Origin of the sequence: Pedobacter petrophilus (assembly GCF_009674725.1) — a bacterium.
GTDB classification, from domain to species: Bacteria; Bacteroidota; Bacteroidia; order Sphingobacteriales; family Sphingobacteriaceae; genus Pedobacter; species Pedobacter petrophilus.
Map to the genome: position 1 here is coordinate 93122 of NZ_WKKH01000014.1, position 25299 is coordinate 118420.

At 37.1% G+C, this 25299-nt stretch carries 23 protein-coding genes and 1 pseudogene; 5 read left to right on the forward strand and 19 right to left on the reverse strand.

Annotated elements, in window-relative coordinates; all coding sequences use genetic code 11:
- The first annotated feature begins 117 nt into the window (after positions 1–117).
- Positions 118–1272 (forward strand): hypothetical protein, encoded by a 1155-nt coding sequence (locus GJU39_RS11250; RefSeq protein WP_245227806.1) that lies wholly within the window; start codon positions 118–120, stop codon positions 1270–1272.
- A gap of 141 nt (positions 1273–1413) precedes the next feature.
- Positions 1414–1689, forward strand: coding sequence for a hypothetical protein (locus tag GJU39_RS11255; RefSeq protein WP_154280896.1), 276 nt, complete (start codon positions 1414–1416; stop codon positions 1687–1689).
- On the opposite strand, the gene GJU39_RS11260 is transcribed toward GJU39_RS11255, so the two are convergent.
- Positions 1686–1838 (reverse strand): hypothetical protein, encoded by a 153-nt coding sequence (locus GJU39_RS11260; protein ID WP_154280897.1) that lies wholly within the window; start codon positions 1836–1838, stop codon positions 1686–1688. The genes GJU39_RS11255 and GJU39_RS11260 overlap by 4 nt on opposite strands.
- A 151-nt stretch (positions 1839–1989) precedes the next feature.
- On the opposite strand from GJU39_RS11260, the gene GJU39_RS11265 reads away from it, so the two are divergent.
- Entirely contained in the window at positions 1990–2304 is a 315-nt protein-coding gene (locus GJU39_RS11265) for a hypothetical protein (protein WP_154280898.1), read from the forward strand.
- A 54-nt stretch (positions 2305–2358) separates the two neighbouring features.
- Here GJU39_RS11265 and GJU39_RS23875 read toward each other — a convergent pair.
- The 17 genes and pseudogenes from GJU39_RS23875 to rpsT form a co-directional block, all read right to left on the reverse strand.
- A pseudogene (locus GJU39_RS23875) lies at positions 2359–4539 on the reverse strand (TonB-dependent receptor domain-containing protein); the annotation flags it as partial.
- 15 nt (positions 4540–4554) lie between these two features.
- Entirely contained in the window at positions 4555–5613 is a 1059-nt protein-coding gene (locus tag GJU39_RS23880) for a TonB-dependent receptor (RefSeq protein WP_245227810.1), read from the reverse strand.
- Between the two features lie 437 nt (positions 5614–6050).
- Positions 6051–7574 (reverse strand): hypothetical protein, encoded by a 1524-nt coding sequence (locus tag GJU39_RS11275; RefSeq protein WP_245227812.1) that lies wholly within the window; start codon positions 7572–7574, stop codon positions 6051–6053.
- Between the two features lie 36 nt (positions 7575–7610).
- Entirely contained in the window at positions 7611–10418 is a 2808-nt protein-coding gene (locus GJU39_RS11280; protein ID WP_167515677.1) for a TonB-dependent receptor, read from the reverse strand.
- A gap of 111 nt (positions 10419–10529) precedes the next feature.
- On the reverse strand, positions 10530–11045 hold the full coding sequence (locus GJU39_RS11285; RefSeq protein WP_154280900.1) for an Mpo1 family 2-hydroxy fatty acid dioxygenase: 516 nt from the start codon (positions 11043–11045) through the stop codon (positions 10530–10532).
- 199 nt (positions 11046–11244) lie between these two features.
- Positions 11245–11775 (reverse strand): hypothetical protein, encoded by a 531-nt coding sequence (locus GJU39_RS11290; protein WP_154280901.1) that lies wholly within the window; start codon positions 11773–11775, stop codon positions 11245–11247.
- 152 nt (positions 11776–11927) lie between these two features.
- Complete coding sequence (gene rny, locus GJU39_RS11295) at positions 11928–13499, reverse strand: ribonuclease Y (RefSeq protein WP_154280902.1); 1572 nt, start codon at positions 13497–13499, stop codon at positions 11928–11930.
- A 299-nt stretch (positions 13500–13798) separates the two neighbouring features.
- Complete coding sequence (locus GJU39_RS11300) at positions 13799–14089, reverse strand: cell division protein ZapA (protein WP_154280903.1); 291 nt, start codon at positions 14087–14089, stop codon at positions 13799–13801.
- A gap of 33 nt (positions 14090–14122) precedes the next feature.
- The gene (locus GJU39_RS11305; RefSeq protein ID WP_154280904.1) at positions 14123–14413 is read right to left on the reverse strand and encodes a hypothetical protein; all 291 of its coding nucleotides are present in this window, start codon (positions 14411–14413) and stop codon (positions 14123–14125) included.
- A 31-nt stretch (positions 14414–14444) separates the two neighbouring features.
- Positions 14445–16844, reverse strand: a complete 2400-nt coding sequence (pheT, locus tag GJU39_RS11310; protein WP_154280905.1) for a phenylalanine--tRNA ligase subunit beta — start codon at positions 16842–16844, stop codon at positions 14445–14447.
- 234 nt (positions 16845–17078) lie between these two features.
- The gene (locus GJU39_RS11315) at positions 17079–17270 is read right to left on the reverse strand and encodes a hypothetical protein (RefSeq protein WP_154280906.1); all 192 of its coding nucleotides are present in this window, start codon (positions 17268–17270) and stop codon (positions 17079–17081) included.
- Between the two features lies 1 nt (position 17271).
- Entirely contained in the window at positions 17272–17460 is a 189-nt protein-coding gene (locus tag GJU39_RS11320) for a hypothetical protein (RefSeq protein WP_154280907.1), read from the reverse strand.
- A 1-nt stretch (position 17461) separates the two neighbouring features.
- Positions 17462–18856, reverse strand: a complete 1395-nt coding sequence (locus GJU39_RS11325) for a radical SAM protein (protein ID WP_154280908.1) — start codon at positions 18854–18856, stop codon at positions 17462–17464.
- A 6-nt stretch (positions 18857–18862) separates the two neighbouring features.
- Complete coding sequence (locus GJU39_RS11330; protein WP_154280909.1) at positions 18863–19615, reverse strand: prolipoprotein diacylglyceryl transferase; 753 nt, start codon at positions 19613–19615, stop codon at positions 18863–18865.
- A gap of 11 nt (positions 19616–19626) precedes the next feature.
- Positions 19627–20463, reverse strand: coding sequence for an endonuclease/exonuclease/phosphatase family protein (locus GJU39_RS11335; RefSeq protein ID WP_154280910.1), 837 nt, complete (start codon positions 20461–20463; stop codon positions 19627–19629).
- Positions 20464–20924: 461 nt separating this feature from the next.
- The gene (gene radC, locus GJU39_RS11340) at positions 20925–21623 is read right to left on the reverse strand and encodes a RadC family protein (RefSeq protein ID WP_154280911.1); all 699 of its coding nucleotides are present in this window, start codon (positions 21621–21623) and stop codon (positions 20925–20927) included.
- Positions 21624–21694: 71 nt separating this feature from the next.
- A complete protein-coding gene (gene rpsT / locus GJU39_RS11345) occupies positions 21695–21949 on the reverse strand; it encodes a 30S ribosomal protein S20 (RefSeq protein ID WP_154280912.1) in 255 nt (84 codons plus the stop codon).
- Between the two features lie 242 nt (positions 21950–22191).
- Between rpsT and purN the strand changes: the two genes are divergently transcribed.
- Positions 22192–22770, forward strand: coding sequence for a phosphoribosylglycinamide formyltransferase (gene purN / locus GJU39_RS11350; protein WP_342448199.1), 579 nt, complete (start codon positions 22192–22194; stop codon positions 22768–22770).
- A 507-nt stretch (positions 22771–23277) separates the two neighbouring features.
- Here the strand turns inward: purN and GJU39_RS11355 are convergent.
- On the reverse strand, positions 23278–24384 hold the full coding sequence (locus GJU39_RS11355; protein ID WP_154280913.1) for a Gfo/Idh/MocA family protein: 1107 nt from the start codon (positions 24382–24384) through the stop codon (positions 23278–23280).
- A gap of 271 nt (positions 24385–24655) precedes the next feature.
- On the opposite strand from GJU39_RS11355, the gene GJU39_RS11360 reads away from it, so the two are divergent.
- Positions 24656–25048: a hypothetical protein gene (locus tag GJU39_RS11360; protein WP_154280914.1), complete on the forward strand. Its 393-nt coding sequence runs from the start codon at positions 24656–24658 to the stop codon at positions 25046–25048.
- The last annotated feature ends 251 nt before the right edge of the window (positions 25049–25299 follow it).

Genomic DNA, 25299 nt, shown 5'->3' on the forward strand with positions numbered 1-25299 from the left:
TAAAGAAATTATTGCTTTTATGTTAAAAAAAGGTAAATTTAATGTAACCAAATATGGAGCGATTTGAAAAGAGGGATATCAACATATTTTTTAAAGACTTTTTTGTTCACCTGCCTAATGATGAATTTCATTATGGCAAAAGGACAAAATTATGCTTTTGATTTTTATGATGGCACTTTCAATTTCAATGCTGATTCTTCTTTATTTGTTCCGGTTTCAAAAGATGCTTCAGCAGCAGCAGTGAACAGTTTTTACGCAAAAATATCTGCAGGTGATTATGATCAACTCATTTCTAATCTTAAAACTTATCAGGACAAATACCACCTGAACGATTGGATTTATTACCAGTTAATCCGAAAAGTAGCGGAGCAGATCAGCCCAAAATCTGAAAACTATTTTCGATACACGTTATACAAATGGTTCCTTTTAAACAAATGTGGTTATGACGCAAGGCTTGCTGTGGGCAATAACCAGGTGATCTTTTATGTTAAGAACGATGAAGACATTAGCGACATCCCTTTTTTTATGATCGACGGCAAAAAGTACATGTGCCTGAATTATCATGATTACGGAAAATTGTTTAAAGAGGCTGATGCTTATAAGCCTGTAAACATTCCTATTCCAGAAGCTAAAAATCAATTTTCTTACAAAGTAACCCGGATGCCGGATTTCAAACCGGAACATTATGAAGAGAAAAAGATTGAGTTCAGCTATCAGCAAAAAAGCTATCACTTTAAATTAAAGGTTAATGAAGAGGTACAAAGCATTTTCAAAAATTACCCTGTGGTAGACTTTGAAAGCTACTTTAACATCCCATTAAGCAGGGAAACTTACAGCTCTCTCATCCCTACTTTAAACGAGAATTTGAAGAAAATGGATCAACAAAAAGGAATTGATTATTTAATGCGGTTTACCCGCTATGCATTTTTGTATGAAGATGATAGTGAAAATTTTGGAAAGGAAAAACGCAATGCACCAGAGCAAACTTTAATAAGCAAATACAGCGATTGTGATGACCGGGCTGCGCTTTTCTTCTATCTGGTTAAAGAGATTTATAACCTGCCAATGGTTGCCGTGCTTTACCCGGAACACCTAACTATAGCTGTAAATCTAGCTAAGCCAGTTGGCAACACCGTAAATTATAATGGTAAACAATATTCATTTTGTGAACCAACACCTCAGGCTCAGGATCTAAAAATCGGGCAGGTTGCTTCAAAACTTAAACACCTGAAATACGAAATCGTATATGCCTACGAACCAATAAAAAAGTGATTACGCTTCCATACTTTCGCTACGAAATAGATTAACTTAATGTTAACAAAATGTTATCTTATCAATAAGCAGTCAAACTGTTATGCATTTAAACTACTTTTAACGATTAAATCAAACGTTGTTATTACATTATAAATCATCATGGCGGCTATCATATATACTATTGTTAAAGAGTTTTTTGTCAATATTCATGGCCATCCGGTAAAGGCAAGAATTATGTCTCCGATAAATGATCAACAATCTTTCACCTTTCAGGTAAGTCTTCATTTTAAAAGCAAAAGTGACTCAGATCCGAACGAACCAGCTTCTACATTTACCTCTTATGCCAATACCGAAAGACATTTATTAGGTTACCTGGAAGCTTTTCAAAACACCTTAGATTTAGGTGGCGTTATTGCAGAAGGAGCAAAATTTTAAATATTTTCTTTATCATCCTTTTCTGGTGGAAGTTCCGTATCAATCACTTCCTGTTCGAACTTCTTTTTATCCTTTAAATTTCTTTTGATTAAAAAAGCAATAAGGATAATCATTAAAACGGATACTGTGAGGATTATAGGGTAATTCATATCAGCTAGATTTAATGGTTAACCTCTAGTTTTAGCAACCAATTTACAGTAAATATTTTATATGTTAACTCCCATACACAGAGTTAACATAATCATAATATTAATTTAACTTCCCGATCTTTTATCTTTGGGAAAATCCAAAATAAGTTAAATGAAGAAGCATAAATCTAAGTCGAAGAATAGTTCGGCGAGTAAAAAAACACGTAAAGAATTAGAAACCAAATTAACAACTGCATTTAACGAGGTTATCGCTCAATTTGGTAAAGCAAAAAAAACTGAAAAGGTAGTAGAGAAGTTCACCAAGCAACTTTTGAAAAAAATCTCTTTGAAGCCTTTAAATGATTCGATTGAACCTTTTATAAAACAAGAAGAAACCTTGGTTATCGCTTCTAAAGAAAAGGTAACTAAACCAATTGCTACTAAAAAAGTAAAGGCTCCGGTAGTGGAAACACCAGAATCGAAATAGAAAAAAATGCCCTGCTAGTTAAACTAACAGGGCATTTCGTATTTATAAAAAAAGCTAAAAGCTATATCTTAAGCCCAATTGCATCTGGTATCGGGATGCAAAAAAGTCTTTTGAATAAGAAGTGACATTACCCTTACTAAATGTATAATTAGGATAAGTAGTTGCACTACCTGCAGAAATCACTTTTCCAGTTGCATCTTTTTCAAGAGATAAACCAACATTCGCCATTGAATTGAATGTGTTTGGAGAGAAGTATTGAATTCCCCAATCCTTATTAACCAAATTAGTCAGGTTTACGATATCGTAAGTTAAGGTTAACACATGTGGATGTTTTCCCTTTGCTACCTGAATATCCTGTGCAAAACGGAAATCAGCCTGAACATTCCAAGGTGTACGTGCAGCATTACGTTCCGTAAATTGTCCTCTGCGTGTACTTAAATATTTATCTGCATCTATATAAGCATCAAATGCTGCAGCTTGCGCTTGATTGGCTGAAGAAAAGAATTTCGATGTTTCACCAACAGTAGGAATATAAGCTAAACTAACTGTTTGTCCGGTATTATTAACCGTAGAATTTACAAACCCTAAAGAGTAAGGAGCACCAGACTGTGCACTAAAGAAAATAGAGAAGTTACTTACATATTTGCTGTTTTTAGCCCAGTCTAACCTGTAATTCAAGGTTGAAATAATCCGGTTACGAACATCGAAGTTAGAATATGCCAGACCTGGATTATTAGGACTTAAAGCCTGATTTAACTGCCAGTTAGATTCCATGGAGTTACGGATACCGTTCGCAATATCTTTTGACTGACCATAAGTGTAGGCAACCATTACATCTAAACCAAAAGGTAAAGATTTACTTACCTGACCAGTTAAGGAGTATTTATAACCCTGATCAGTATTTGACAATAAATAAGCATTTGTATATTTTGAATTAATTTTTGCGCCTGAATAAATTGGCTGCTGATGCTGTGTATCATAAGCCATGTAAGTTGGATTATCTACGTAGTTAATTTGCTGGAAAGCAACATCCTTAATAACTTTGCTGTAAATACCCTCTACAGTAAATTTCCAGTTGTCTTGCGTTTTGAAATCAAAGGCTAAGTTACTTCTCCATGCTTTTGGCATTTTGAAATTATTATCCACTAAATCTACTTGTGTTGCGCCATTTGCATCGTTAATGTTTACACCTTGTTTAGCGGCATATCCAGCTTCGCCATTTCCACCTAAAGCATCTTTAATTGGATCGCTACCTGGTACTTGCGTCACCACCTTGTTTCCTGTTGCAGGTTTAAGATCATAAGCACCATAGTTTACACCATTATTATAATAAGCGTAACCTAACCAGGCAAAAGGTACACGACTGGTAAATAAACCACTACCACCGCGTACAATTAAACTTTGATCACCCAATGCATCGAAATTAAAACCTAATCTCGGTGAAATCTGAACTTTGTTTAAAAACTTATTAGTAATGGCTGAAGGTTGGGTATAGGTATAAGTTGTACCATAGTTAGGATCAACTGGTGAGTTAGTTGTTTTACTACTCAAAGTTGGCATGGTTGGTAAATCAGCCATATCGAAACGCAAACCTAATGTAAGCTTAAATTTATCACTCAAACGCATTTCATCCTGACCATAAGCGCTGTAAAGATTAACATTGAATTTAGCAGTTGGATTGGCCAAAATGTTATCGCGGGAGTTATCAGCATAATCGAAACTGGTACGAACCCTTTTTGGCCTGTTATTTAAAAAGTCATCAACAGTATCATAAGCTACCCTCCCGTTCCAGGCATTCATAAAACCGTAATTAATTTTATAAAATTCGTTGTGCGTACCAACAGTGAAACTATGAATGCCTTTGCTGAATGAATAGTTATCCGTTAACTCAAAAGTATTTTGTTTCATATTAAAAATACTTGCTTCTCTATCGGTGCCCAGGAAAATAGTACCACCATTCGAGCCAATTTCAATTTGTGGAATAGCAGGATCTGAAAGAGGCGTACGGAAATCATGCACAGTAGAATAACCTAAAATTAAATTATTGGTGGCTGAATTGTTAAACCTTGTTTTTAAATCAGCAACGGTTGAACTTTGATTATTATTCTGTTTAAAATCTATCCCCCCAAACCTGAAGTTAGACTGGTCTCTTTCTAAGTTGGTAGCCTTTGAAACGATGGTATTGTTTCTGATGGTTAACTGTGTACTTTCACTGATGTTCCAATCTAAACGGTTAAAGAACTTATTAGATTAAGAATAGATATTATAATCACCATAAGCACCCGCATCTAAACCATAAGCATTTTTCATACGATCTGAGATCTGTTGCGCCTGAGAAAGTGTGATAATACCATCCGGAGAACCGGCACCTAAAATAACCGGATCCTGGCGACGGGTAATTTCTTCATTGGTAAAGAAAAATAATTTATCTTTTATAATAGGGAAACCTACACGGAAACCGGTTTGGTAATCGTGAAATGCAGAAGGTTCTTTGGCATTATCGCCAATTTTATTTTTACCGATTAATGAGGCATTGCGGCCATAGCCATAAACAGATCCGGTAACATCATTGGTACCACTACGGGTTACGGCATTGATACTGCCACCTAAAAAGTTACCTACTTTAACATCATAGGGTGCAAGCAATACCGTTACATCCTGGATGGCATCTAAAGATACAGGATTGGTACGGGTACTGCTTCCTGGCATGCCTGAACTACCACTTTGGCCACCTAAAGACGGACTAAAACCAATGGCATCGTTATTAATTGCACCATCAATGGTAACGTTGTTGTACCTGAAGTTGGTTCCGCCAAAAGTATTGTCTTTACTGCCCTGAGGGGTAACACGCGTAACATCTTGTAAACTTCTGTTCATGGTTGGCAGGGTTTTAATCTGCCCTTCGCCAATACTGGTACCAGCGCCAGATTTTGCAGACCCTTTTTGCCCTTTCACACTCACCTCAGCAAGTTGATTGCCTTGTTCCTGAATGTTAATATCCAACTTTTGATCAGCGCCCAGTGTTAAATATATATTCTCTTTAACTACCGGGCTATAGCCGATATAGGTTACCGTAATTTTGTAAGGACCACCCGGATTTAAATTTCCAATACGGTAAAGGCCGGTTTCATTTGATGAAGATTTAGAGATGGTTCCGGTTGGCACATGCACCACAACAATTGTGGCACCTGGAATGATCCCCTTTTCATCTTTAATTTTTCCATTTATACTGGCTGTTGTAACCTGAGCCTGAGCAGCGGTAACGAACAACAATACCATACTCCATAAGAATAGTAAACGTGATTTCATTTTCTGTTGTTTTTGTTTGGTACAAAACAACAAAGACCACGTTAATTTAATGTTAACTAATAATTAAATATAATCCATCACTTAACATGAAGTAAATAAATTAGAAATGTTTAGGCAATAGAATGTTAACACCAGAAATGGGCGGACTGATACTGGCTTAATGATGTGTTAAAGCTACTTTTGAAAGATGAAGTTTTGGTGAAGATTTTATTTGTAAAAAAAATGCGTCAACCGAGGCCCATATTTTATTGATTTTACCTAAATGTACCACACAAAAAAGCCGGAGCTTATCGCTCCGGCTTTCACTTTGTATAAAATCTTTACTAAGATGGGGTTAGCCTTGCTAGTTTTCCATTCAAAATGAAAACAAAATTATGAATCTATAAAAAAGGCCAGATCTTAAGATCTGGCCTCCATTTTAATTATTTTATCTGCTATTAGTAAGCATTAGTTTGAGGCGTAAAGTTAGCCCAGCCTGCTGTCCAATCGGTAGTTCCGAATGCACCACGGTGACTCACTACATCAAAGCCGGTTAAACCTGTAAAACTTGCACCAGCTAATAAGATAGACCCCGTATTTAATGTGAATTTCGGTGTTGAACCTAAATCAAAAATACTACCGTCAATACCTAAATCTTGCCATTTTGCATAAGTTTCGTTTGCAAAAGAAGCTGTTTTAAACCAAACTTCAATTGCCTGAGCACCAACGTTACCTGTTGATTTAGTTTCAACCCCTATTGGATTTGGAAATGTTGTCGTTCCTCCAGTGCCATAACCATTAGCTCCCCAGCCATCAACACCTGCAAGAACGTTGTTTTTTAATACCAGTTCTCCATTTGCAGCATTGGCTAAAGTAGTAGAACCATCTATAAACAATCCATTTGGATATGCTGTAAATACAGAGTTATAAATTTTGATTTTATTATTTCTTCTTAAATGCATTGCATTTTGAAACTGAGTAGAAATCGTTTTATTTCTATCCTTTTTCGGGCCAATAAGCGTTACATTAGAAAACTGTGGAGAAGTATAAGGCGAAACACTTGAACCTGTTCCATCATTATCAACTTCAAAACCATTTGAACCAGACTGATCGGCAGAATTTGCGTCGCGGATACCAACTGCAAACTGAACCGTACCACGGAATCCAAAATCAACGTCAAAATCATCATCAAGACCACGGTATGCAATTAAATGTTTTGCATTCACTGTTCCGCCAAACCACTCAAAAGCATCATCTAATCCGTACGAACATTGTACATAATCAATAACAGTTCCCGAACCTACTGAACCCATTGTTAAGGAGTTAACCTCCTGGTTAGGGTTAATTGGCGTACCTGCATAGTCAATTCTTACATATTTTAAAATACCAGAATTATCTGCATCACTGGTACCACCATGCCAGCCTTCATAAGCGCCTTCTAATTCTGCTTCGCCACCAGCCTGGTTGTTGGTTGCTTTTCCACATAAAACAACACCGCCCCAATCTCCTGGTTCACGTAAACCTGCAGCACGTTCTGAGGTAAAAATAATTGGCTGAGATGCCGTACCTTCTGCAATAAGCTTATTTCCTCTTTGTACCACTAAAGTACCTTTTGATTCTCTATCGCCAATGATCACTGTACCTGCTTCAATTTCTAAGGTTACACCCTCAACAGCAGCTAACCCAGCTTTGTTTTTTGGATCTCTACCTACCCTTACAAAACCATTCAGTCTGTAAATCTTATCTTTTGTCCATTTTGTATTGGTCGTGATGCTGCCATTTTCTACTTCTACAACAGGCTTGGTAAATCCGGTAGCCGGATTAGGAACCGTTGTACCTCCTCCTCCTGATCCAAATTCGGCCTCATTATATTCTATGATGGTCGTTTTTTTACATGAACTAAAAATTAACGTTCCTGCCAAAACAAACACCATTGTTTTAAGGCCGTTAGTACCAAATTTTGGTTTGTAAAGCTTTTTCATATTCATTTTTTTGTTTTTTTATATCTTTTGATTGTGTTAAAATACTCTGTAAGAAAGTGTCAGACCGAACTGGCGACCACTTTTAAATTGTGCCGTAACCTGATCTACCGATTGATCGAATTTTCCATCCTGATTTCCATCCTGCATCAGTGTGAAGTTTTGATTCAGCAAGTCGTTAAAGTTGGCTTTTAATGAAAGTTTGTTGGTGAAATTTTTAGTAACAACTAAATCAATTACATTCCTTGGCATCTCATAAATATCTCTGATCAAGTCTGTACCAACAAAGGCTATACGCTTACCTGCCACATTGTAAAGCAGATTAACCTGGAATTTAGATTTGATGTTATTATAAAATATAGCTGTATTGATGATATATGGCGATTGACCTTGCATTGGGCGATTATTAGATTGACCAATTGCACTGTTGCCATCAAACATCACCTTACTATTAATATATGATGCGTTTATCAATAACGTTATATCATTTAAAAATTTAGAGGAGGTTAAGCCCGATAAAGATTTACGCATCTCTAATTCTGCCCCAACATTGCGTACATTCTGCGCATTATTGAAATTGAAAGATTGTGCATTAGAACCAGGGATAGCGGTCATTTCTATTGCATCTTTAAACTTTTTGTAAAATCCCGAAATACTAATCAACTCCCCTGTTGATGGATAGAATTCATATTTTACGTCGTAATTATCAATCTTTGCAGTTTTTAAATTAGGATTACCAGCTACGTTAAAGTTTTGATCAAAATCATAAAACGAGAATGGAGCAATTTCTCTAAACTCAGGTCTGTTGAGGGTTTTACCATAAGCCAAACGGAAAAGAGATTTTTCATTGATGTTAAATTGAGCATTGGCTGAAGGAAGTACCCTCGTAATATCATTATTCACGTTTACAGGTCCTCCTGCATCAAAACTATTTAGCTTCTGAACATTATTTTCTACCCTTGCACCTGCTACAATGGTTAGTTTATCTTTATAAGGAAGAACAAAATTGGCATATCCTGCTAAAAGTTTGTTCGAGGCATCATAGTTATCGTATGGATTTGATTTTTCATCCAATCTGATCCCTGTAGTTGTATTGATATTTTTCCAGTCGAAAAGTTCTTCGATGGTTCCTTTTAATAAGGATTGATCAAAGTTTAAAGAGTTAGCCCTAACATATCCTATATTTCTGGAAGAAAATGTTCTTTGTTTATCTTCATAATAACCTCCTACTTTAACCGAAGGCTTAAATCCTTCAGATTTTGGAGCCAAAGCCTGCTCAATATTAAATGCACCCGTTTTGATATCCTCATTCATTTTAGAATAAAATCTTCCAAGGAATTCTGGCTGAGCACCTCCCGTTGGAACAAAAATGTTATAAGTTCCGTCTCCATTTGCAAGTGTTCTGTAACGAGAATAATCTGGCTGATCTCTGAAAGATTTACTATATCCGGCAACCCAATCAAACTTTGTGGTTTCATTGTTGAACTTATGCGTACCAGATAACTGACCTGAATAAATACCGCGATATAAAACGTTCGATGCGAAATTGGCATATTCCTGCTGCTTTTCTGAACCTAAGCGACTCACGTATTGAGAAGTACCCAACTGATTGTATAGATTTTTAAATTCGAACGTGTTATTATTATCTAGTTTAAATGCCCAGTTATGTACAATACCTAAACGTACATTATAAGTATACTGATCATCATTATATCTGTAGTTTTCTTCAGCAATTTTTGAAACGGGATCATAAACCTCATAATTCCCTCTAAAAACAGCATTATTGGTTTTACTGTTGCTATAAGTAATGGCGGTAATGTTTCCTAATAATTTATTATTGATATTGAAACGCTTACTGCCATAAATATTTAGTTTTTGATCTAAATTTGCTGTATTCACTTCTGGCACCCAGTTATTTCTAAGTGCGTGGCCTGCTGCATTTAACTTGCTCGCATTAACACTATTCAAATTTGAAGGAAAGTTTACAGGTAAATCGTTATCACCTGTATTAAAACCAGTAAAATATAAACTTCCGGTATTTGTTCTTTTGAAATCTTTGAAAGTGGCATTCTGACGGTAACTTGTACCATAGTCAATAGTTAACCGGTCATCATCCGGAATACTTTTAAGAAAAACCTTTACAACACCACCAGCAAAATCAGCAGGAATATCTGCAGATGGGCTCTTAAACACCAAAATGCGATCTATTTGATTACTGGGAATTAAATCAAAAGAGAAAGACCTTACATCAGTTTCCAAGCTCGGTGCCGTTACATTATTCAGTTGAACATTATTATACCGTTCAGCTAAACCCCGGATGTTTATAAAACGATTATCAACGATGGTAATACCCGGAACACGTTTTACAACTTGCGCTGCATCAGTATCTCCGGATCGCTGAATGGTTTGCGATGAAACACCGTTTGCAATAGACTGTGATTTTTTTAATTCAGCAAGCAAAGATGTCTCAGTTCCGGATTTTCTGGCACCCGTGATGACAACATCATTAAGTGTTGATTGATCATCTTCCATTACAACGTCGATTGTCGTTGTTTTTCCAGGTGTAACTTTTACATTAGGAATGATTTGCTTTTTAAAGGAAATAAATGAAAAACTGATTCTATAAGTACCCGGTTTAACAGTATTTAAAATATAATTTCCTTCGGCATCACTCGTTGTACCGATCGATGTTCCCTCTATTAATACAGATAAACCAACTAAAGTCTGACCTGTAGTTTTATCGGTTATTTTACCAGAAATTTTTCCTGTTTGCGCATACGACAGTATGCTGATTGTTAAAGAGAGCACAGTAAGTGCCACTCTTTTAAAAGAGTTTCGTAATTCCAATTTGCCTTTATTTGATAAGGGCAAAAGTATTACCACAGTGTTAACTGCAAGTTAGGTGTTAATTAACATTGCTTTACCTTAACGTTAATTATAAGTTAACTGTTTTTTTTATTAGTATCTAATACCTGCTTTCCTGCAAATGAAGTGCAATAACCAGATCGGACCTATTAACAGGAATTTAACATCATCTAAAAATGAGGGCTTTTTACCTTCGATTTTATGTCCGATGAACTGACCTACCCAGGCTGCTATAAATATCACAGCATAAATAGCATAGGCAGTACCACTACCCAAACCCACAGCCTGCTCTATTTTAACGATGGTGTAGCTCATTAAACCCACTATCCAGATCATCATAAAAAACAAAACGGGTGAAAGTGTAAAATAATAATATAAACTGAAGGCCAATAGAAGGGATGCCCAGTTGAAAAATCCATTATAACTCCCCAGAAAGCCAATATGAGGAAAAGGAATCTGCCAAATCAGGCCAAGTAAGCTAAAAACAATTAATGGAACACAGATCCAATGCACCATTTTGTTGGTTGGATTTTGATGACTTCCTGCATATTGATCAAAAAGTACATCAACAGGGCGCTTTGGTTCTATGTTTATGGTCGGCTTGCTCATGATGTAAAATTAAAAAAAAATCTGACGGGATCGATTGATTATCATCAGTATCGAACAAATCTCTTTGGATCTAAAATTTTGATATCAACAGCCGGAACCAATGAGGTGCTTTGTACAGGTAGTTTAAAAAAAATTGTTTTTTGCTGCGCTTTGAGCAGGAAAACAAGTTAAACCTTGCGCTACTTTAATATTACAGAATTTAAATCCCGGCAGGATCTAAATTAAAGTATTGCTTAATAATAATGCTATCTTGATAAGAAGAGGGCTGTATTGTACTTAAGTAAACTTTCCCTTCCAAAAGCCATCTGGAAGTTTGATTAGCATTAACAGATTTTATTCCTTTAAAGCTACCACCAACTACTTTCAAACCAATAACATCACATGATGCACAAGGATTAGCATATTTTACTTCGCCAGCTAAAACCTGATCATTTCCTAATTCAAATTGTGTTACGTTCAACGGTACCCGGATATATACGTGCTTTGCATAATATCCATTACCCAATAAAGCGCTATACTTAAAAATTTTAAAATCCCCTTTTTTTAGGTTTAAAAAGAAAGGTTCTCCGAAATCGGCACCATCTTTATATAAATAAGTACAATTCAGATCTGCCGGGCAGCTGGTTAAATTGTTTGAGGTAATTTCAATTTTCTTATCATCTGGATTTTTTTTACATCCGAAGCTGATTAATATAATCAGGAAGAAAGAGCGGTTAAATATTTTTTTCATACCAATTGCTTTTTCTTATCAAACGTAGCCGGAGTACAAAATGCTACATGCTCATTTCAATAGCTAAACAAAAAGCGATAGAATATCCATCGCTTTTTGTTTTTCAGACCTCGCAGGTTTTAAAAACCTGCGAGGTTTATTCTTGTTTAATCCTATTTAGCAAATGCTACAGAACGGGTTTCTCTAATTACAGTTACCTTAATCTGCCCTGGATAAGTCATTTCAGTTTGAATACGGGTCGAAATATCAGCAGCTAATAATTCAGCCTGAGCATCAGTAATTCTTTCACTTTCTACGATTACACGAAGTTCTCTACCAGCCTGGATGGCAAAGGTTTTCTCCACACCTGGATAAGACAAAGCCAGTTCTTCTAAATCTTTCAGTCGTTTAATATAGCTTTCTACCACCTCTCTACGTGCACCCGGACGAGCACCTGAAATCGCATCACAAGCCTGAATAATTGGTGAGATCATCGATGTCATCTCAATTTCATCATGGTGGGCACCAATTGCATTACAAATTTCAGGATGTTCTTTATATTTTTCTGCTAACTGCATGCCTAAAATTGCGTGAGGCAATTCAGGGTTATCATCAGGCACTTTACCAATATCATGGAGTAAACCAGCACGTTTGGCCATCTTCGCGTTTAAGCCCAACTCTGCTGCCATTGTTGCACAGAAGTTAGCTACCTCACGAGAGTGATGTAACAGATTCTGACCATAAGATGAACGGTAACGCATCCGTCCAACCATTCTGATTAATTCAGGGTGTAAGCCGTGAATACCCAGATCAATTACCGTACGTTCACCAATTTCTACAATCTCATCTTCGATTTGCTTTTTGGTTTTCGCAACAATTTCTTCAATACGAGCGGGGTGAATACGACCATCTGTTACCAAACGGTGCAATGCCAAACGGGCAATTTCTCGTCGCACCGGGTCAAAACCAGATAAAATAATGGCTTCTGGTGTATCATCAACAATAATCTCGATTCCTGTAGCAGCTTCTAATGCACGAATATTTCTACCTTCTCTACCAATTACACGACCTTTAATTTCATCACTTTCAATATGGAAAATCGAAACCGAATTTTCAATCGCAGCTTCCGTAGCAGTACGTTGAATGGTTTGGATAACTACTTTTTTAGCTTCTTTACTGGCTGTTAATTTTGCTTCATCTACAATATCCTTGATTTGAATCATGGCTTGTGTACGGGCAACTTCTTTGAGGTTTTCTACCAATTGGTCTTTAGCTTCAGTGGCAGATAAACCCGCAATGGTTTCCAACTGGGTAAGGTGCTGATTTTTTAAAATTTCTACCTCTTCTTGTTTTTTAACTGCTAATTCAGTTTGTTTTTCAAGATTACCTTTTTGTTTATCAAGCTCCTGCTCTTTTTTATTGAAGTTCTCCATCCGCTGATTAACAGATTGTTCTTTCTGTTTCATCGTATTTTCGCGTTGATTGATGGTATTGTTTTTAGCATTCACCTCTTGTTCATGCTCTGCCTTTAATTGCAAAAACTTCTCTTTTGCTTCTAAAAGTTTATTCTTTTTTAAGATTTCTGCATTGTTCTCTGCATCTTTTAAAATCTTTTTCACTTTATTTTGCGCTGCAACTTCCTGCGCTTTAAGCAAATTGCGAAGTAGGAATCTACCTACTACTATACCGATACCTAAGCCTGCTATTAGGGCAAATATGTATCCTAGAATTTCTGTTATCTCCATTTTGTTTTTTAAGTAAAAAAAAACCGCAACTAATTTTTTTAAGTCTCATCATTTTAAACCTCAACTAAGCATAATTGGGATTTAAGCCATTTTCAGGTGCTTAAAGCAGATGAAATACGCCCTCTTAACCCCATAGATATTGAAGTGTTAAGTTTTATAAAATTGAAACTCAAAAAACTAGCTGCGGCTATGTTTTTATGCTAATATATAGGGCATCGTCATCCTGAATGTATTTCAGGATCTTAGTAAACAGGCTCTGAAACAAGTTCAGAGTGACGAATCGCCCAAAGAACGAACCTTTATTTTGTGAAAAAACCGTTTAGTAAAACATCCAATTCCTCAACTTTATCGGCAACGGCAGTATCCTGGTCCTGTACTTTGTTTTCCGTTCTCAATACGGCGGTTGCATAATGCAATACTGCCATAGAAAGAAGATCCTGCTTATCCCTAACCGCATAATTATCTTGATAATCTTTTATGCGCTCATTGATCATTTTAGCCGCCCGTCTCACAATTTCTTCCTCTTCTGTATTCACCTTTAAAGGATAAATACGGTCGGAAATGGTTATTTTAATCGAGATTTCTCCCATTTGTTAGCTTAGTTTCTGATTTTTACGCATCATTTATTTTTTTAACAATGCGATACTTTTATCAATCTCGCGCACAAAATCGTTAATTTTCTGTTTAATGTCAAGCGACTTCTCACTTGTACCGTCTATACTTTTAGCCAGTTTAGTAACCCTTAACTTTTCTTCCAGGTCTACGCGCTTTGCTTTTGAAGTATCAACGGCAACTTTTAACGATTGATTTTCAAGCTTTAATAAATCATTTTCCTCTTGTAAAGCATTGCATAACTCGATTAAACGAGTTGTTTTTTGTAATACCTTATCTAATTGATCTGCAACAGAAGTCATGAATTTATTTCTAAAAATACGAATTTATATTTTATTTCCTAATTTCTGCACCTGCTTGCTGGGTTAAATTTGCAATTAGTTTCTGCATGGTGCTTTCAATCTGTTTATCGGTTAAGGTTTGTTCCTCATCCTGCAAAATAAAATTCAAAGCATAAGATTTTTTACCTTCCGGTAATTTATCACCAACATACACATCAAAAACACCAACTTCTTTAATCAGCTTTTTATCCGTTTTGAAAGCTATTCCTTTCAAGGCATCAAAAGTTACCGTCTCGTCTATTAACAAAGATAAATCCCTGCGCACCTGAGGGTATTTCGAAAGCTCTTTATTAACAATCTTGTTTTTCTTAACGATATCTAAAATTGCAGCCCAATCAAAGTCAGCATAAAAAACTTCGGCATTCACGTTAGCCAATTTACGATCGGCTTTCGTAGCCGCACCAAAACTCACAATAGCCTTATCTCCACGGAAATATTTAATGCCATAAGCGAAATTATCGTCATTTAAGGTATCGGTTTGATAGCCCGAAATCCCCAGGCGGGAAATAACCGCATCCACAGCAGATTTTAAGTTGTAAAACGTTGCTGATTTGGAATTCTGGTTCCATTGTTCACTTTGTTTTGCTCCAGAGATTAACAATAATAACCTGGACCGCTCCACATACTGCTCATTTATTAAATGATAAGTCTTGCCAAATTCATAGAACTTAACATCAGCACTTTTGCGGTTTTGATTATAAGCAACGCTTTCCAAAGCCGGCATCAGCATTTGCTGGCGCATTACATTCAAATCACTGCTTAAGGGATTCAAAATAAAAACTGCTTCATCCAGATTTTTTGAATAAGCAGATTTAGTAAGCGAGTTGCACAAAATCTCTGCATATCCGTTCGCCGTTAACATATCGGCAATTGCATTATGCGTATTTTCTTTCTCTGGCTTTATGCTATAAGAAAGTGAAGCATTTACTTTAGATGGAATTGCAATATTATTGTATCCATAAATGCGTAAAACCTCCTCTGTAATATCGCACTCACGTGTTACATCAACCTTGAAAGACGGAACCCTCAAAGCTAAGGTATCATCTGATGTGCTGGTTGCTGTAATTCCAAGAGAAGTTATAATGTGTTTTATTTCCGCCGAAGGAATATTCGCACCAATTAATTTATTGATGTTGGTATAACTTACTTCAAACTCAAAAGGGCGGATATGATTTGGATAAATATCAGAAACTGATGAGGAAATTTCTCCACCAGCCAGCTCTTTAATTAACAAAGCAGCATATTTAAGCGCGGTTACCGTAATCTCAGGATCTGTTCCACGTTCATAACGGAACGAAGCATCTGTTTTTAAACCATGTCTTTTTGCTGTTTTACGGATAGAAACTGAATTAAAATAAGCACTTTCTAAAAAGATATTTTTAGTCTCTGAACTCACTCCTGAACTTTTCCCTCCAAACACACCGGCTATAGCCATTGGTGCTTCTGCATTACAGATTACCAAATCATTAGCACTTAATTTGCGTTGTACGTCATCAAGCGTTACAAAAGGCGTTCCCTCGGCTACCTTCTTTACCATCACTTTTCCACCAGCAATTTTATCGGCATCAAAGGCATGTAATGGCTGACCAAAACCATGCAATACGTAATTGGTAATGTCTACTATATTATTGATCGGACGAAGGCCAATCACTTTTAATTTATCTTTCAACCAATCCGGAGATTCAGCTATCGTGACACCAGAAATGGTTACGCTACTGTACCGCGGACAAGCTTCTAAATCTTCCACCTCAACAGCGATAACTAAATTTTCATTATCTGTTTTGAAAGCTGAAAGGTCTGGCATTTCATATTCACTTCTGAAATAAGCTGCTAAATCTCTGGCTACACCCAAATGAGATGCTGCATCGGCACGGTTTGGCGTTAATCCGATTTCAAAAACAAAATCATCATCCATTTTAAAATGATCCTTAGCGCGAATACCAATTTCTGTATCATCTGCCAAAATCATAATGCCATCATGAGATTTACCGAGACCAATTTCGTCTTCTGCACAAATCATTCCCTGCGAAACTTCGCCCCTGATTTTTGATTCCTTAATTTTGAAAGGCTCGCCTTCTAACGGATAAACGGTTGTACCCACGGTAGCAACCACCACTTTTTGCCCGGCGCCAACATTTGGTGCGCCACAAACAATCTGAAGATTATCTTTCCCACCAACATTAACGGTGGTTACCCGTAAACGATCTGCATTGGGATGTTGTATGCAAGTTAAAACTTCTCCAATAACCAAGCCTTCCAAGCCACCCACAACAGGCTGAACTTGATCAACACTTTCTACCTCCAAACCAATATCGGTAAGGATTAGCGACAGCTCTTGCGGCGTTTTATCTATTTGAACGAATTGTTTTAACCAGTTATATGATATTTTCATTTGTTAGGATCAGGTAGCGAGTATCAGGTATCAGGATTCAAATCCTGATGATTACTCTATTTCATAAAACGCAAAGATATTATTTAAAGCGCAAAGCAAAAAGCTAAACCAGAAATCCTGATGTAATTAATGCTGAATTTGATTTGTAATCTAAAAAAAGAATTTTTCCGTCATCTCGACTGGGGTGCAGCGAAATGGAATAACAATTATGTTTACGCCGGTTAAAGATCAAACCTAATGCCCGATTTTAAGGTTCGATAAAATTACGGCACAGGCACCTGCCCCGATAACCAACATGATTACTGAAATTAAAATCAGGATTAAACCAGGCTTTAGCGGTTCTTTCCTGGCTGATTTGATGATCACCTGCACTATGCCAACAATAAACAGCACAACAACAGCAAGCCAATAAATGATAAGTCCCATGTTAACTGTTAGCTAATAATACAGCGCAGGCGCCCCCACCAATTACAACCAAAACAATCGAAGCAATAAGCATTTGAACACCCAGCTTTACAGGCTGATTATTTGATGATTTTACAATAATGGTGATAATCCCGCCAATAAAAAGCGCCACAATAGCAAAACCATAAAGAAATATCAAAATTAAACCCATATTAATTCATATTTAATTTATCCCTGATGGCATCAATTTTATTATCCCGATAAAAAATATTCATGGTTTCGAAAGGTACGATCTTATACTTATCACTAACAATATGAACACATGATTTCTTCACCGCCCGGACGTCAAAATCAAGGGGATCCATAAAATTCATAATGATAATGCGAAACAGGTTATCGTAACTTAAATTATCTGATTTCACCCGGGGCAAACAGCACATCAGTTCGCCAAAAGTATCTTCTGCACAATCTACCGAAACACCCGTGCTAAATAAATTCAGCATATGTTCTTTCAATTTTTCATCGTGTTCAAAAACAATGGTATTTTTAGAATTGTTCAGCAAATCTTCCGGGTTAATTAAATGCGTCATCGGAATAACTTCATCACCAACTTTTAAAGCATAAGCCATGCAAAGTGCATCAGGATTGCAAGGTACCGGAATCAAATCCTGTGGCGTAAATGTAGGATATTGCTCGTAAATTTTGCGTCTTACCTCCGTTAAAGTAATCCTGCCCTGCTGGTCGTTATAATCATCATTCCTGCCCGCAACCTGTGTTGGCTGAAAAGTTACCCCGCGAACGCAACGTTGCTTCAGGGCATAATCAAGAATATCACCAATTTCATGATCGTTTAAACCTTTCTGTAGCGTAACCACCAATGTGGTTGATACGTTAAACTGATTTAAATGTTCAATTGCTTTTCTCCTAACCTCAGTGAGGTCTTCACCCCGCATTTTAGTTAAAACTTCCGCACTAAAACTATCAAATTGAAGATAGATTTCAAAATCGGGCATATAAGAAGCCAGTTTTTCTACAAAGTTGATGTCCTTTGCAATCCGGATGCCATTGGTATTCACCATTAAATGTTTGATGGGTTTGGTTTTAGCCAGATCCAGTATTTTGAAAAATTCGGGATGCACCGTAGGTTCGCCACCAGAAAGCTGAACAACATCCGGCTCACCTTCATTGGCTACCACCACATCCATCATCCGCTCAATTTCAGTTAATGTCCGGTGTCTTCCGTAATTGGGTGATGACATGGCATAACAAGTAGGACAGGCTAAATTACAGCGATCAGTCACTTCAATTACCGTCAGGCAGGAATGCTGCTCATGATCGGTACAAAGGCCGCAATCATACGGGCAACCGTAATGCACTTTGGTATTGAATTTCAGCGGCATTTCTGATTGCTTGTTGTAATTGCGGATTTGTTTATAATATTCTACATCATCAGCAATCATCACTTTACTATCGCCATGCGTTCTGCAGTTTTTCAACATAAAAACTTTTGCATCCTGAAAAACAATTTTCGCATCGCAAAGCTGAAGACATTCCGGACAAAGGCTTTTGGTGTAATCGTAATAAATATAATCTCTCGTATTGGCCATATCTCCTTAAGTGAAGGTTTTTTTCGTGATTCTGATATTGAATTTATAATAATACGCAAAAATTAATATTGCCGACCAATGAATGCTACTTAAATTTAAAAATAATGGCTGATAAGGCTTTATAAATTCGATCAGAAAGCGAAATAGAAAATAGAGCACCATGAACAATTTAAAGCGATCGCCATTTAGGAGGTTTGCATTTTTGAGGGCCCTGAAAAAACAGAAAAGTAAAACCAGGTAAATCATTTCATAAAGCATAATCGGGTGCCTCCTGATCCCATCACCCAAATCCATTCCAGAAAACAAGGAAGTTGGAATGCCATAGGTTGGCTCATCAATTCCCATAGAAAAACAACCGATGCGCCCAATAAATAAGGCAGCCAAAATCGGAACCACATAAATATCGCCTGAGGCAATATTAACCTTAATAATCTTTTTAATGATTTCCACTCCGAATAAACCACCTAACAAACCGCCAACAATTGTTTTACTTTGATAGAGAATAGAAAAGTTGAGGTGCTGCAACACTTCCGGCGTTTCTAAAACGGCAACCACCCTCGAGCCGATCAATGCACCAAGCATGGCCCCAAGCATAATCCACAAGCGGTTTTCATCAGAAATGGGATCAACGATCCCCTTCTTTAAATAGTAATAAACCCTAACACCGATGATGAATGCAAGGGTTTCGAAAATATAGTGGTAATGATAGAGGCTACCAAATAGCTCGAACTGAAATGGAAAAGGACTGTAAGCCCCCAATATAAGCCCTCCTAAAACCAAAGCCTTGCGAAAACGGGTAAATGATCAGACGGGTATCTTTTATCTTTGCTATCACTGAGCACTGCAAATTTCTGAACTTTGAATCCTTTGTTTACAAAAATATAATCAATCCTGTCTTTCAAATCACCATTAAAATCAAACCCGTTAAAAGTTCCAGCCGGTCCGTATGGTGCCTCCATCGAAATTTCTTTTGCATCTGTCAGGAAAGATTTTATTGTCGAAATGGCTTCAGTTTCTGGTGTAACGTTTAAATCGCCGGTGAATACTACAGGCAAAGTTGGTGCAATCTGCTGAATCTTCTTTTTCAATAACCTGGCAGATTCGATTCTTGCCTGTACGCCGATATGATCATAATGGGTATTGAACACTAAAAATTCTTTCTTATTTAAATTATCGAACAACCGCACCCAGCTACAAACTCTATTTAGAGCTGCATCCCAACCTTTTGAAGGCACATCTGGCGTTTGCGAAAGCCAAAATGTTCCGCCATCTTTCTTAGTAAAACGATCCTTATCAAAATATACAGCAGAAAACTCGCCTTTACGTTTTCCATCCTCGCGACCAACACCTACCACTTCAAAATTTGAGTTCTCAAGCAAGGCATCAAACTGCTCAGGCAACGCTTCCTGAACACATAGGATATCGGCATCGTGAAATTTAACCAAAGCTTTAACATTGTCTTTCCGGTTTGGCCAGGCATTTACACCGTCAGAAGCAACATTTAAGCGTATATTGTAAGTAATAATATTGATGGGCATTCCTTTTTGCTGCGAAAATGCAATTGTAGAAATAAGAAGTAGTACGGTAATAATCTTAAATGCTTTCATAAAATGATATAATTTCAATTTGCAATATTACCAATTTCATGTTAAATCAGTTTTAAGTATTGAAGTTGTTATAAACACCTGTGTTAACATGATAAATATGATTTCTTTATCCATAAAAGAGCTATATTTATTTAAACCCCCAATCTTACAATCCTAAAAACACAATTATAACTCCTCGACACCCTGATCTTATAATCCTAAAATCATGTAATCATAGTCCGCTCTGATCTTACAATCCTAAAAACCTTGATAATCATAACTCCTCGATACCCTGATCTTATAATCCTAAAATCATGTAATCATAGTCCGCTCTGACCTTACAACCCTAAAAACCTTGATAATCATAACTCCTCGATACCCTGATCTTATAATCATGTAATCATAAGTCTGCTCTGATCTTACAATCCTAAATCTTGATAATCATAGTCCGCTCTGATCTTTTAATCCTTTAATCATAGTCCCTACATCATCTGGTCATCCTTATAACTATAATACCGATTGTTGGCAAAAATCAGATGATCTACTACGTATAACCCCAGCATTTGTCCGGAGGCAATTAGGTCTTTCGTTAGTTTATCATCGCTATCACTAGGCTTTAAACTTCCTGACGGATGATTATGTGCCAATACAATGTTTGCTGCATTGTACTCCAGTGCTATTTTAAAAATTATTTTTGGATCAGCAACAGTGCCTGCCTGCCCGCCTTTGCTGATCAGGTGCTTGCCGATAATATGGTTGGAGCGATTAAGAAGCAAAATCCAGAATTCTTCGTGATTCAGACCGGTAAAAGTTCGGTGCAAATACCGATGGACATCGCTTGAGGCGGTAACCTGAAGAACCTGTTCTTCCTGGGTTTCCTTTCTGCGGAGGCCGAGCTCGAGCGCTGCGACTATAGAGACTGCTTTGGCTTCGCCTATTCCTTTAAATTTAGAAAGATCCTGAATGGATGCCTTCCCGATCTTGATGAGGTTATTATCGTAGAACGATAAAATTCGCTTGCTTAAATCTACAGCGGTTTCATTTCTATTCCCCGATCCGATCAGGATGGCTATTAACTCGGCATCAGTTAGATACCTCCGTCCGTGTTGCAATAATTTTTCTCTTGGGCGGTCTTCCTCAGCCCAAAGTTTAATACCAAGTTTCTGATCGTAGTTCTCCATTTTTTCGACAAAAAAAAGGCATCCCAACGTTTGGTTGGGATGCCTGATACTAATATCGTAAAAAAAATGGATTATCCTAAACCGTTAACGAATTTCGTTAATTTTGATTTATTATTAGCCGCTTTGTTTTTGTGAATAATGTTCTTTTTAGCTAAACGATCTAACATAGAGATTACTTTAGGCAATAAATCTGAAGCAGATTTTTTATCTTCTGCAGCACGTAATCTTTTAATAAAAGTACGTGTAGTTTTTGCCTGATATCTGTTACGTAAACGTTTTGTAGCGTTTGCTCTAATTCTCTTTAATGAAGATTTATGATTTGCCATTTCTATTTAGCCTTTTATTTTTCTTTAATCGTTTCCTATAATTCGGGTTGCAAATATAGAGTTTATCTTTTTAAAATACAAAAGATTTTAAAAATTTTATTCCCTAATTTTTGTTATCAATTCCGAACTGCGAAAATACGATAAATTTATTCATTAATAACACGTAAACTGCAATAATAAAATTTAATTTGAATGCCTAAAACATGGGCAAAAATGCTATTTTTGAGGAAAACACATTCTGAGTGAAAAAACGAATAGCCATTTTTGCATCCGGTTCTGGCTCCAATGCCCAAAAAATAATGGAGCATTTTAAACGCAGTAACGAGATAGAAATTTCGCTGGTGCTTACTAATAACGCTGATGCTTATGTACTTCAAAGGGCTGACAACTTCGAAATTCCTACCCATATTTTCGACAAACACGAATTTTATAAAACAGAAGAAGTAATAGATTTACTAAAAAATCTCGATATCGATTTTATAGTACTGGCGGGCTTCCTTTGGTTGATTCCTCAAAATTTAATCGCCGCCTACCCCGGCAGAATTGTAAATATTCACCCGGCTATTCTACCAAAATTTGGTGGAAAAGGCATGTATGGCGATCATGTGCACAATGCTGTAATTGCTGCCGGCGAAAGTGAGGGTGGCATTACCATTCATTATGTTGACGAAAATTATGATGAGGGTGAATACATTTACCAGGCCAGATATAAAATTGACAAAGGCGACAACCTGGAAATGGTGAAGTTTAAAGGGCAACAGTTAGAGCACCTGCACTACCCAAGGGTTGTAGAAACGGTGGTGAAAAAGATTAAGAAATAGGATTATACGTTTTATTGTACACAGCGTTAAGCGTATAACATCGGCTAAAAAAGCTCAGATTAGAACTGATTAAGCTAAAAACAGATCATTCTCAAAAGCTAAAAATAGCTGGAAAATTACGTTTGGCAGAACGGTCGGCCATGCGTGCATGCTGTCTGATGCATTTTTTTAATCTTAAAAATTCTTCTGGCAACAAATTGCATACACACGTTACTGTTTCTCCATATTTGCTTACAAATGGTATTGTTGCCACATCCTTTATATTATTCCTGAACAAAACAAAGGTATGTTTAGGGAATGCGAAAGGTATTTCATTCAACTTACCAACGCACCGATCTTGCTCAAACATAAATTAGGCAATCCGTTTTCAGGCTCAAATTACCGCACCCTGCAATATGCTCCATGCGATCTGCTCCCTGCTATCCGGCCTGGCATATAGGCTTTACCATTGCAAACACCTTTTACAAGTAACCTAAAACACCATCAGGCAAAATGATTAAATCAACCTTACTTGATCATCACCTTTTTACCAGTTTTTGCAGCAATTTTAGCCGCTTCTAAAATTTTAACCACAATTAAATTGTTCTCTAAAGAAGATAAATCATTTTCAGGTATGATTTCTTTTCTCAATACCGCAGCCAGGTAGCTCAAACTACTGGCATAAGCCGGTGCAAGTGCTTTTGCTTTATATACCTTATAATCGGCCTTGCCATTTTCTTTCAAACGCAACTGCTGTTCATTAACTGCCTGTATGTAACCTGTTTTCCCGAATACTTCCATATCCTTAATACTGAAAGGCCAGTTCCACGAAGCTTCAATGATGCCGGTCGCATCCGGGTACTCCAGCAAAATCGTAGCATCATCATCCACTTTCGGGTAAATAGCAGGTTTAATTTGATGTGTAATCGCAGACACGGCTATTGGCGCCTTGCCATTCATAAGCCAGGTCATTAAATTAGCGCCATAACAGCCAAAATCGGCTAGCGCACCTGCCCCATTTTTAGCCGGATCAGTCAGCCAGCTCAAAAACGCTTTGCTCACCCCAATTTCCTTTGGTCCCTGGTGCCCGTCGTGTACTATCATCTTCCGCACCTCACCTATTAAATTTTGTTGTTTTATATTCAGGTAAGCTTCCTGGTTACTCGGATACCAGGTGGTTTCATAATTCGTAAGCAAATGGATGTTGTGCTTTTTTGCAAGCTGAACCATTTTCTCTGCATCTTTAACCGTTGTTGCCAATGGCTTCTCCACCATTACAGAAATCCCCAGGGGCGCAGCCGCCTCCACCACGGCCAAATGATCGCTGATGGCATTATAAGCCAGCACGGCATCTGGTTTACGTTTTTGCAACAGAGCAGGCAGGTCAGGAAAAAATAAGCTATCTGCCAGTTGATAACGCTGCTTAAAACGCTGTATTAAATCCGGATTACTTTCTGCAATGCCGATGATGTTCACCTCTCCCTTCTGATAACTATTCATAACCAGGTAAATGTGATCATGATTCAGCCCGGCCACGGCGACATTCAATTTTGCCTGCTGCGCCATGGTTTCAAAACAAATCGTAAATGTGGCAAATAGTGCAAATGCAAATTTCCAAATGGACTTATGGCTCATGGTTAAACGTTTTAGATGGTTTCATTAAGGTATACCAAGGTAAAAATTAATTTAAAAGAACCTTCAGGCACATAAAAATATTACAAATTGAACTACACGGAGCCGAAGAGTCAGGACAAGACGAGAAGATGGTCTTGTGATATCCATGGCTTCGATACTATCGGGTAAGGTGGATTTTGAAATCGGTGAGGAAGACTTAATAAGCCTATATTTAACCAGAGCATACAAAGGCTATGCGCAAAGAACGCAAAGGAAAAATTAAAACACCACCATGGATAAACACCTCATCAATCTGCTTAATTATGGCTTTACCATTGCAAAAAAACTTTTACAGGAACAGTCTGAATTTTATCCAATAGCGGTTTATCTTAATAAAAATAATCAGCCTTTACAGCATATCGTTTTTTTTGGTGATGAGTTTCCACTAAGCACCGAATTAATTAAACAATTGGAAACAGATTTAACAAGGTTATTTGGCGATCAAGAATCTTTAACCTATGCGATTATTTACAATACATTAGTTACCAGGCCTTCAATTGAAGGCAAAACAGATGCTATTATCGCTAAATTTTATAGCCATTTAGATAAACATATCGGCTATTATTTTTTGCCTTATGAAATTGAAGAAGATCAAGTTATTTTACATGAAGGTTGGCTGGAGTAAAACAAGAAACCCTGGCTACCCAACTCGGCATTAGCCAGCAGGCCATTAGCAAAAAGAGCAGAGCGAAGAAATTGAGGATAGCACTTTAGAGAATTAGCAAAGGTATTGGGGTTGACAGCAGAATCAATAAAAAATTTCAGCGAAGAAGCTGTTTTTAATATTATTGGCAATACCTGGATAAACCGCTTCAAATTGACCCCTCTTCACCACTTTAAAAAGCCCCCCTTAGCCGAGTTAATTTAATAAGGTCC

Bases quoted from the DNA above. Each gene is read 5' to 3' on its own strand.
- rny (WP_154280902.1), bottom strand. From the start codon at position 13,499: ATGGAGATAACAGAAATTCTAGGATACATATTTGCCCTAATAGCAGGC.
- GJU39_RS11325 (WP_154280908.1), bottom strand. From the start codon at position 18,856: ATGGCCAATACGAGAGATTATATTTATTACGATTACACCAAAAGCCTT.
- GJU39_RS11335 (WP_154280910.1), bottom strand. From the start codon at position 20,463: ATGAAAGCATTTAAGATTATTACCGTACTACTTCTTATTTCTACAATT.
- GJU39_RS11315 (WP_154280906.1), bottom strand. From the start codon at position 17,270: ATGGGACTTATCATTTATTGGCTTGCTGTTGTTGTGCTGTTTATTGTT.
- GJU39_RS11285 (WP_154280900.1), bottom strand. From the start codon at position 11,045: ATGAGCAAGCCGACCATAAACATAGAACCAAAGCGCCCTGTTGATGTA.
- GJU39_RS11300 (WP_154280903.1), bottom strand. From the start codon at position 14,089: ATGGGAGAAATCTCGATTAAAATAACCATTTCCGACCGTATTTATCCT.
- pheT (WP_154280905.1), bottom strand. From the start codon at position 16,844: ATGAAAATATCATATAACTGGTTAAAACAATTCGTTCAAATAGATAAA.
- GJU39_RS11360 (WP_154280914.1), top strand. From the start codon at position 24,656: ATGGATAAACACCTCATCAATCTGCTTAATTATGGCTTTACCATTGCA.
- GJU39_RS11320 (WP_154280907.1), bottom strand. From the start codon at position 17,460: ATGGGTTTAATTTTGATATTTCTTTATGGTTTTGCTATTGTGGCGCTT.
- GJU39_RS11355 (WP_154280913.1), bottom strand. From the start codon at position 24,384: ATGAGCCATAAGTCCATTTGGAAATTTGCATTTGCACTATTTGCCACA.
- GJU39_RS11260 (WP_154280897.1), bottom strand. From the start codon at position 1,838: ATGAATTACCCTATAATCCTCACAGTATCCGTTTTAATGATTATCCTT.
- GJU39_RS11255 (WP_154280896.1), top strand. From the start codon at position 1,414: ATGGCGGCTATCATATATACTATTGTTAAAGAGTTTTTTGTCAATATT.
- radC (WP_154280911.1), bottom strand. From the start codon at position 21,623: ATGGAGAACTACGATCAGAAACTTGGTATTAAACTTTGGGCTGAGGAA.
- GJU39_RS11275 (WP_245227812.1), bottom strand. From the start codon at position 7,574: ATGAAAAAGCTTTACAAACCAAAATTTGGTACTAACGGCCTTAAAACA.
- rpsT (WP_154280912.1), bottom strand. From the start codon at position 21,949: ATGGCAAATCATAAATCTTCATTAAAGAGAATTAGAGCAAACGCTACA.
- GJU39_RS23880 (WP_245227810.1), bottom strand. From the start codon at position 5,613: ATGAAATCACGTTTACTATTCTTATGGAGTATGGTATTGTTGTTCGTT.
- GJU39_RS11305 (WP_154280904.1), bottom strand. From the start codon at position 14,413: ATGACTTCTGTTGCAGATCAATTAGATAAGGTATTACAAAAAACAACT.
- GJU39_RS11250 (WP_245227806.1), top strand. From the start codon at position 118: ATGATGAATTTCATTATGGCAAAAGGACAAAATTATGCTTTTGATTTT.
- GJU39_RS11290 (WP_154280901.1), bottom strand. From the start codon at position 11,775: ATGAAAAAAATATTTAACCGCTCTTTCTTCCTGATTATATTAATCAGC.
- GJU39_RS11265 (WP_154280898.1), top strand. From the start codon at position 1,990: ATGAAGAAGCATAAATCTAAGTCGAAGAATAGTTCGGCGAGTAAAAAA.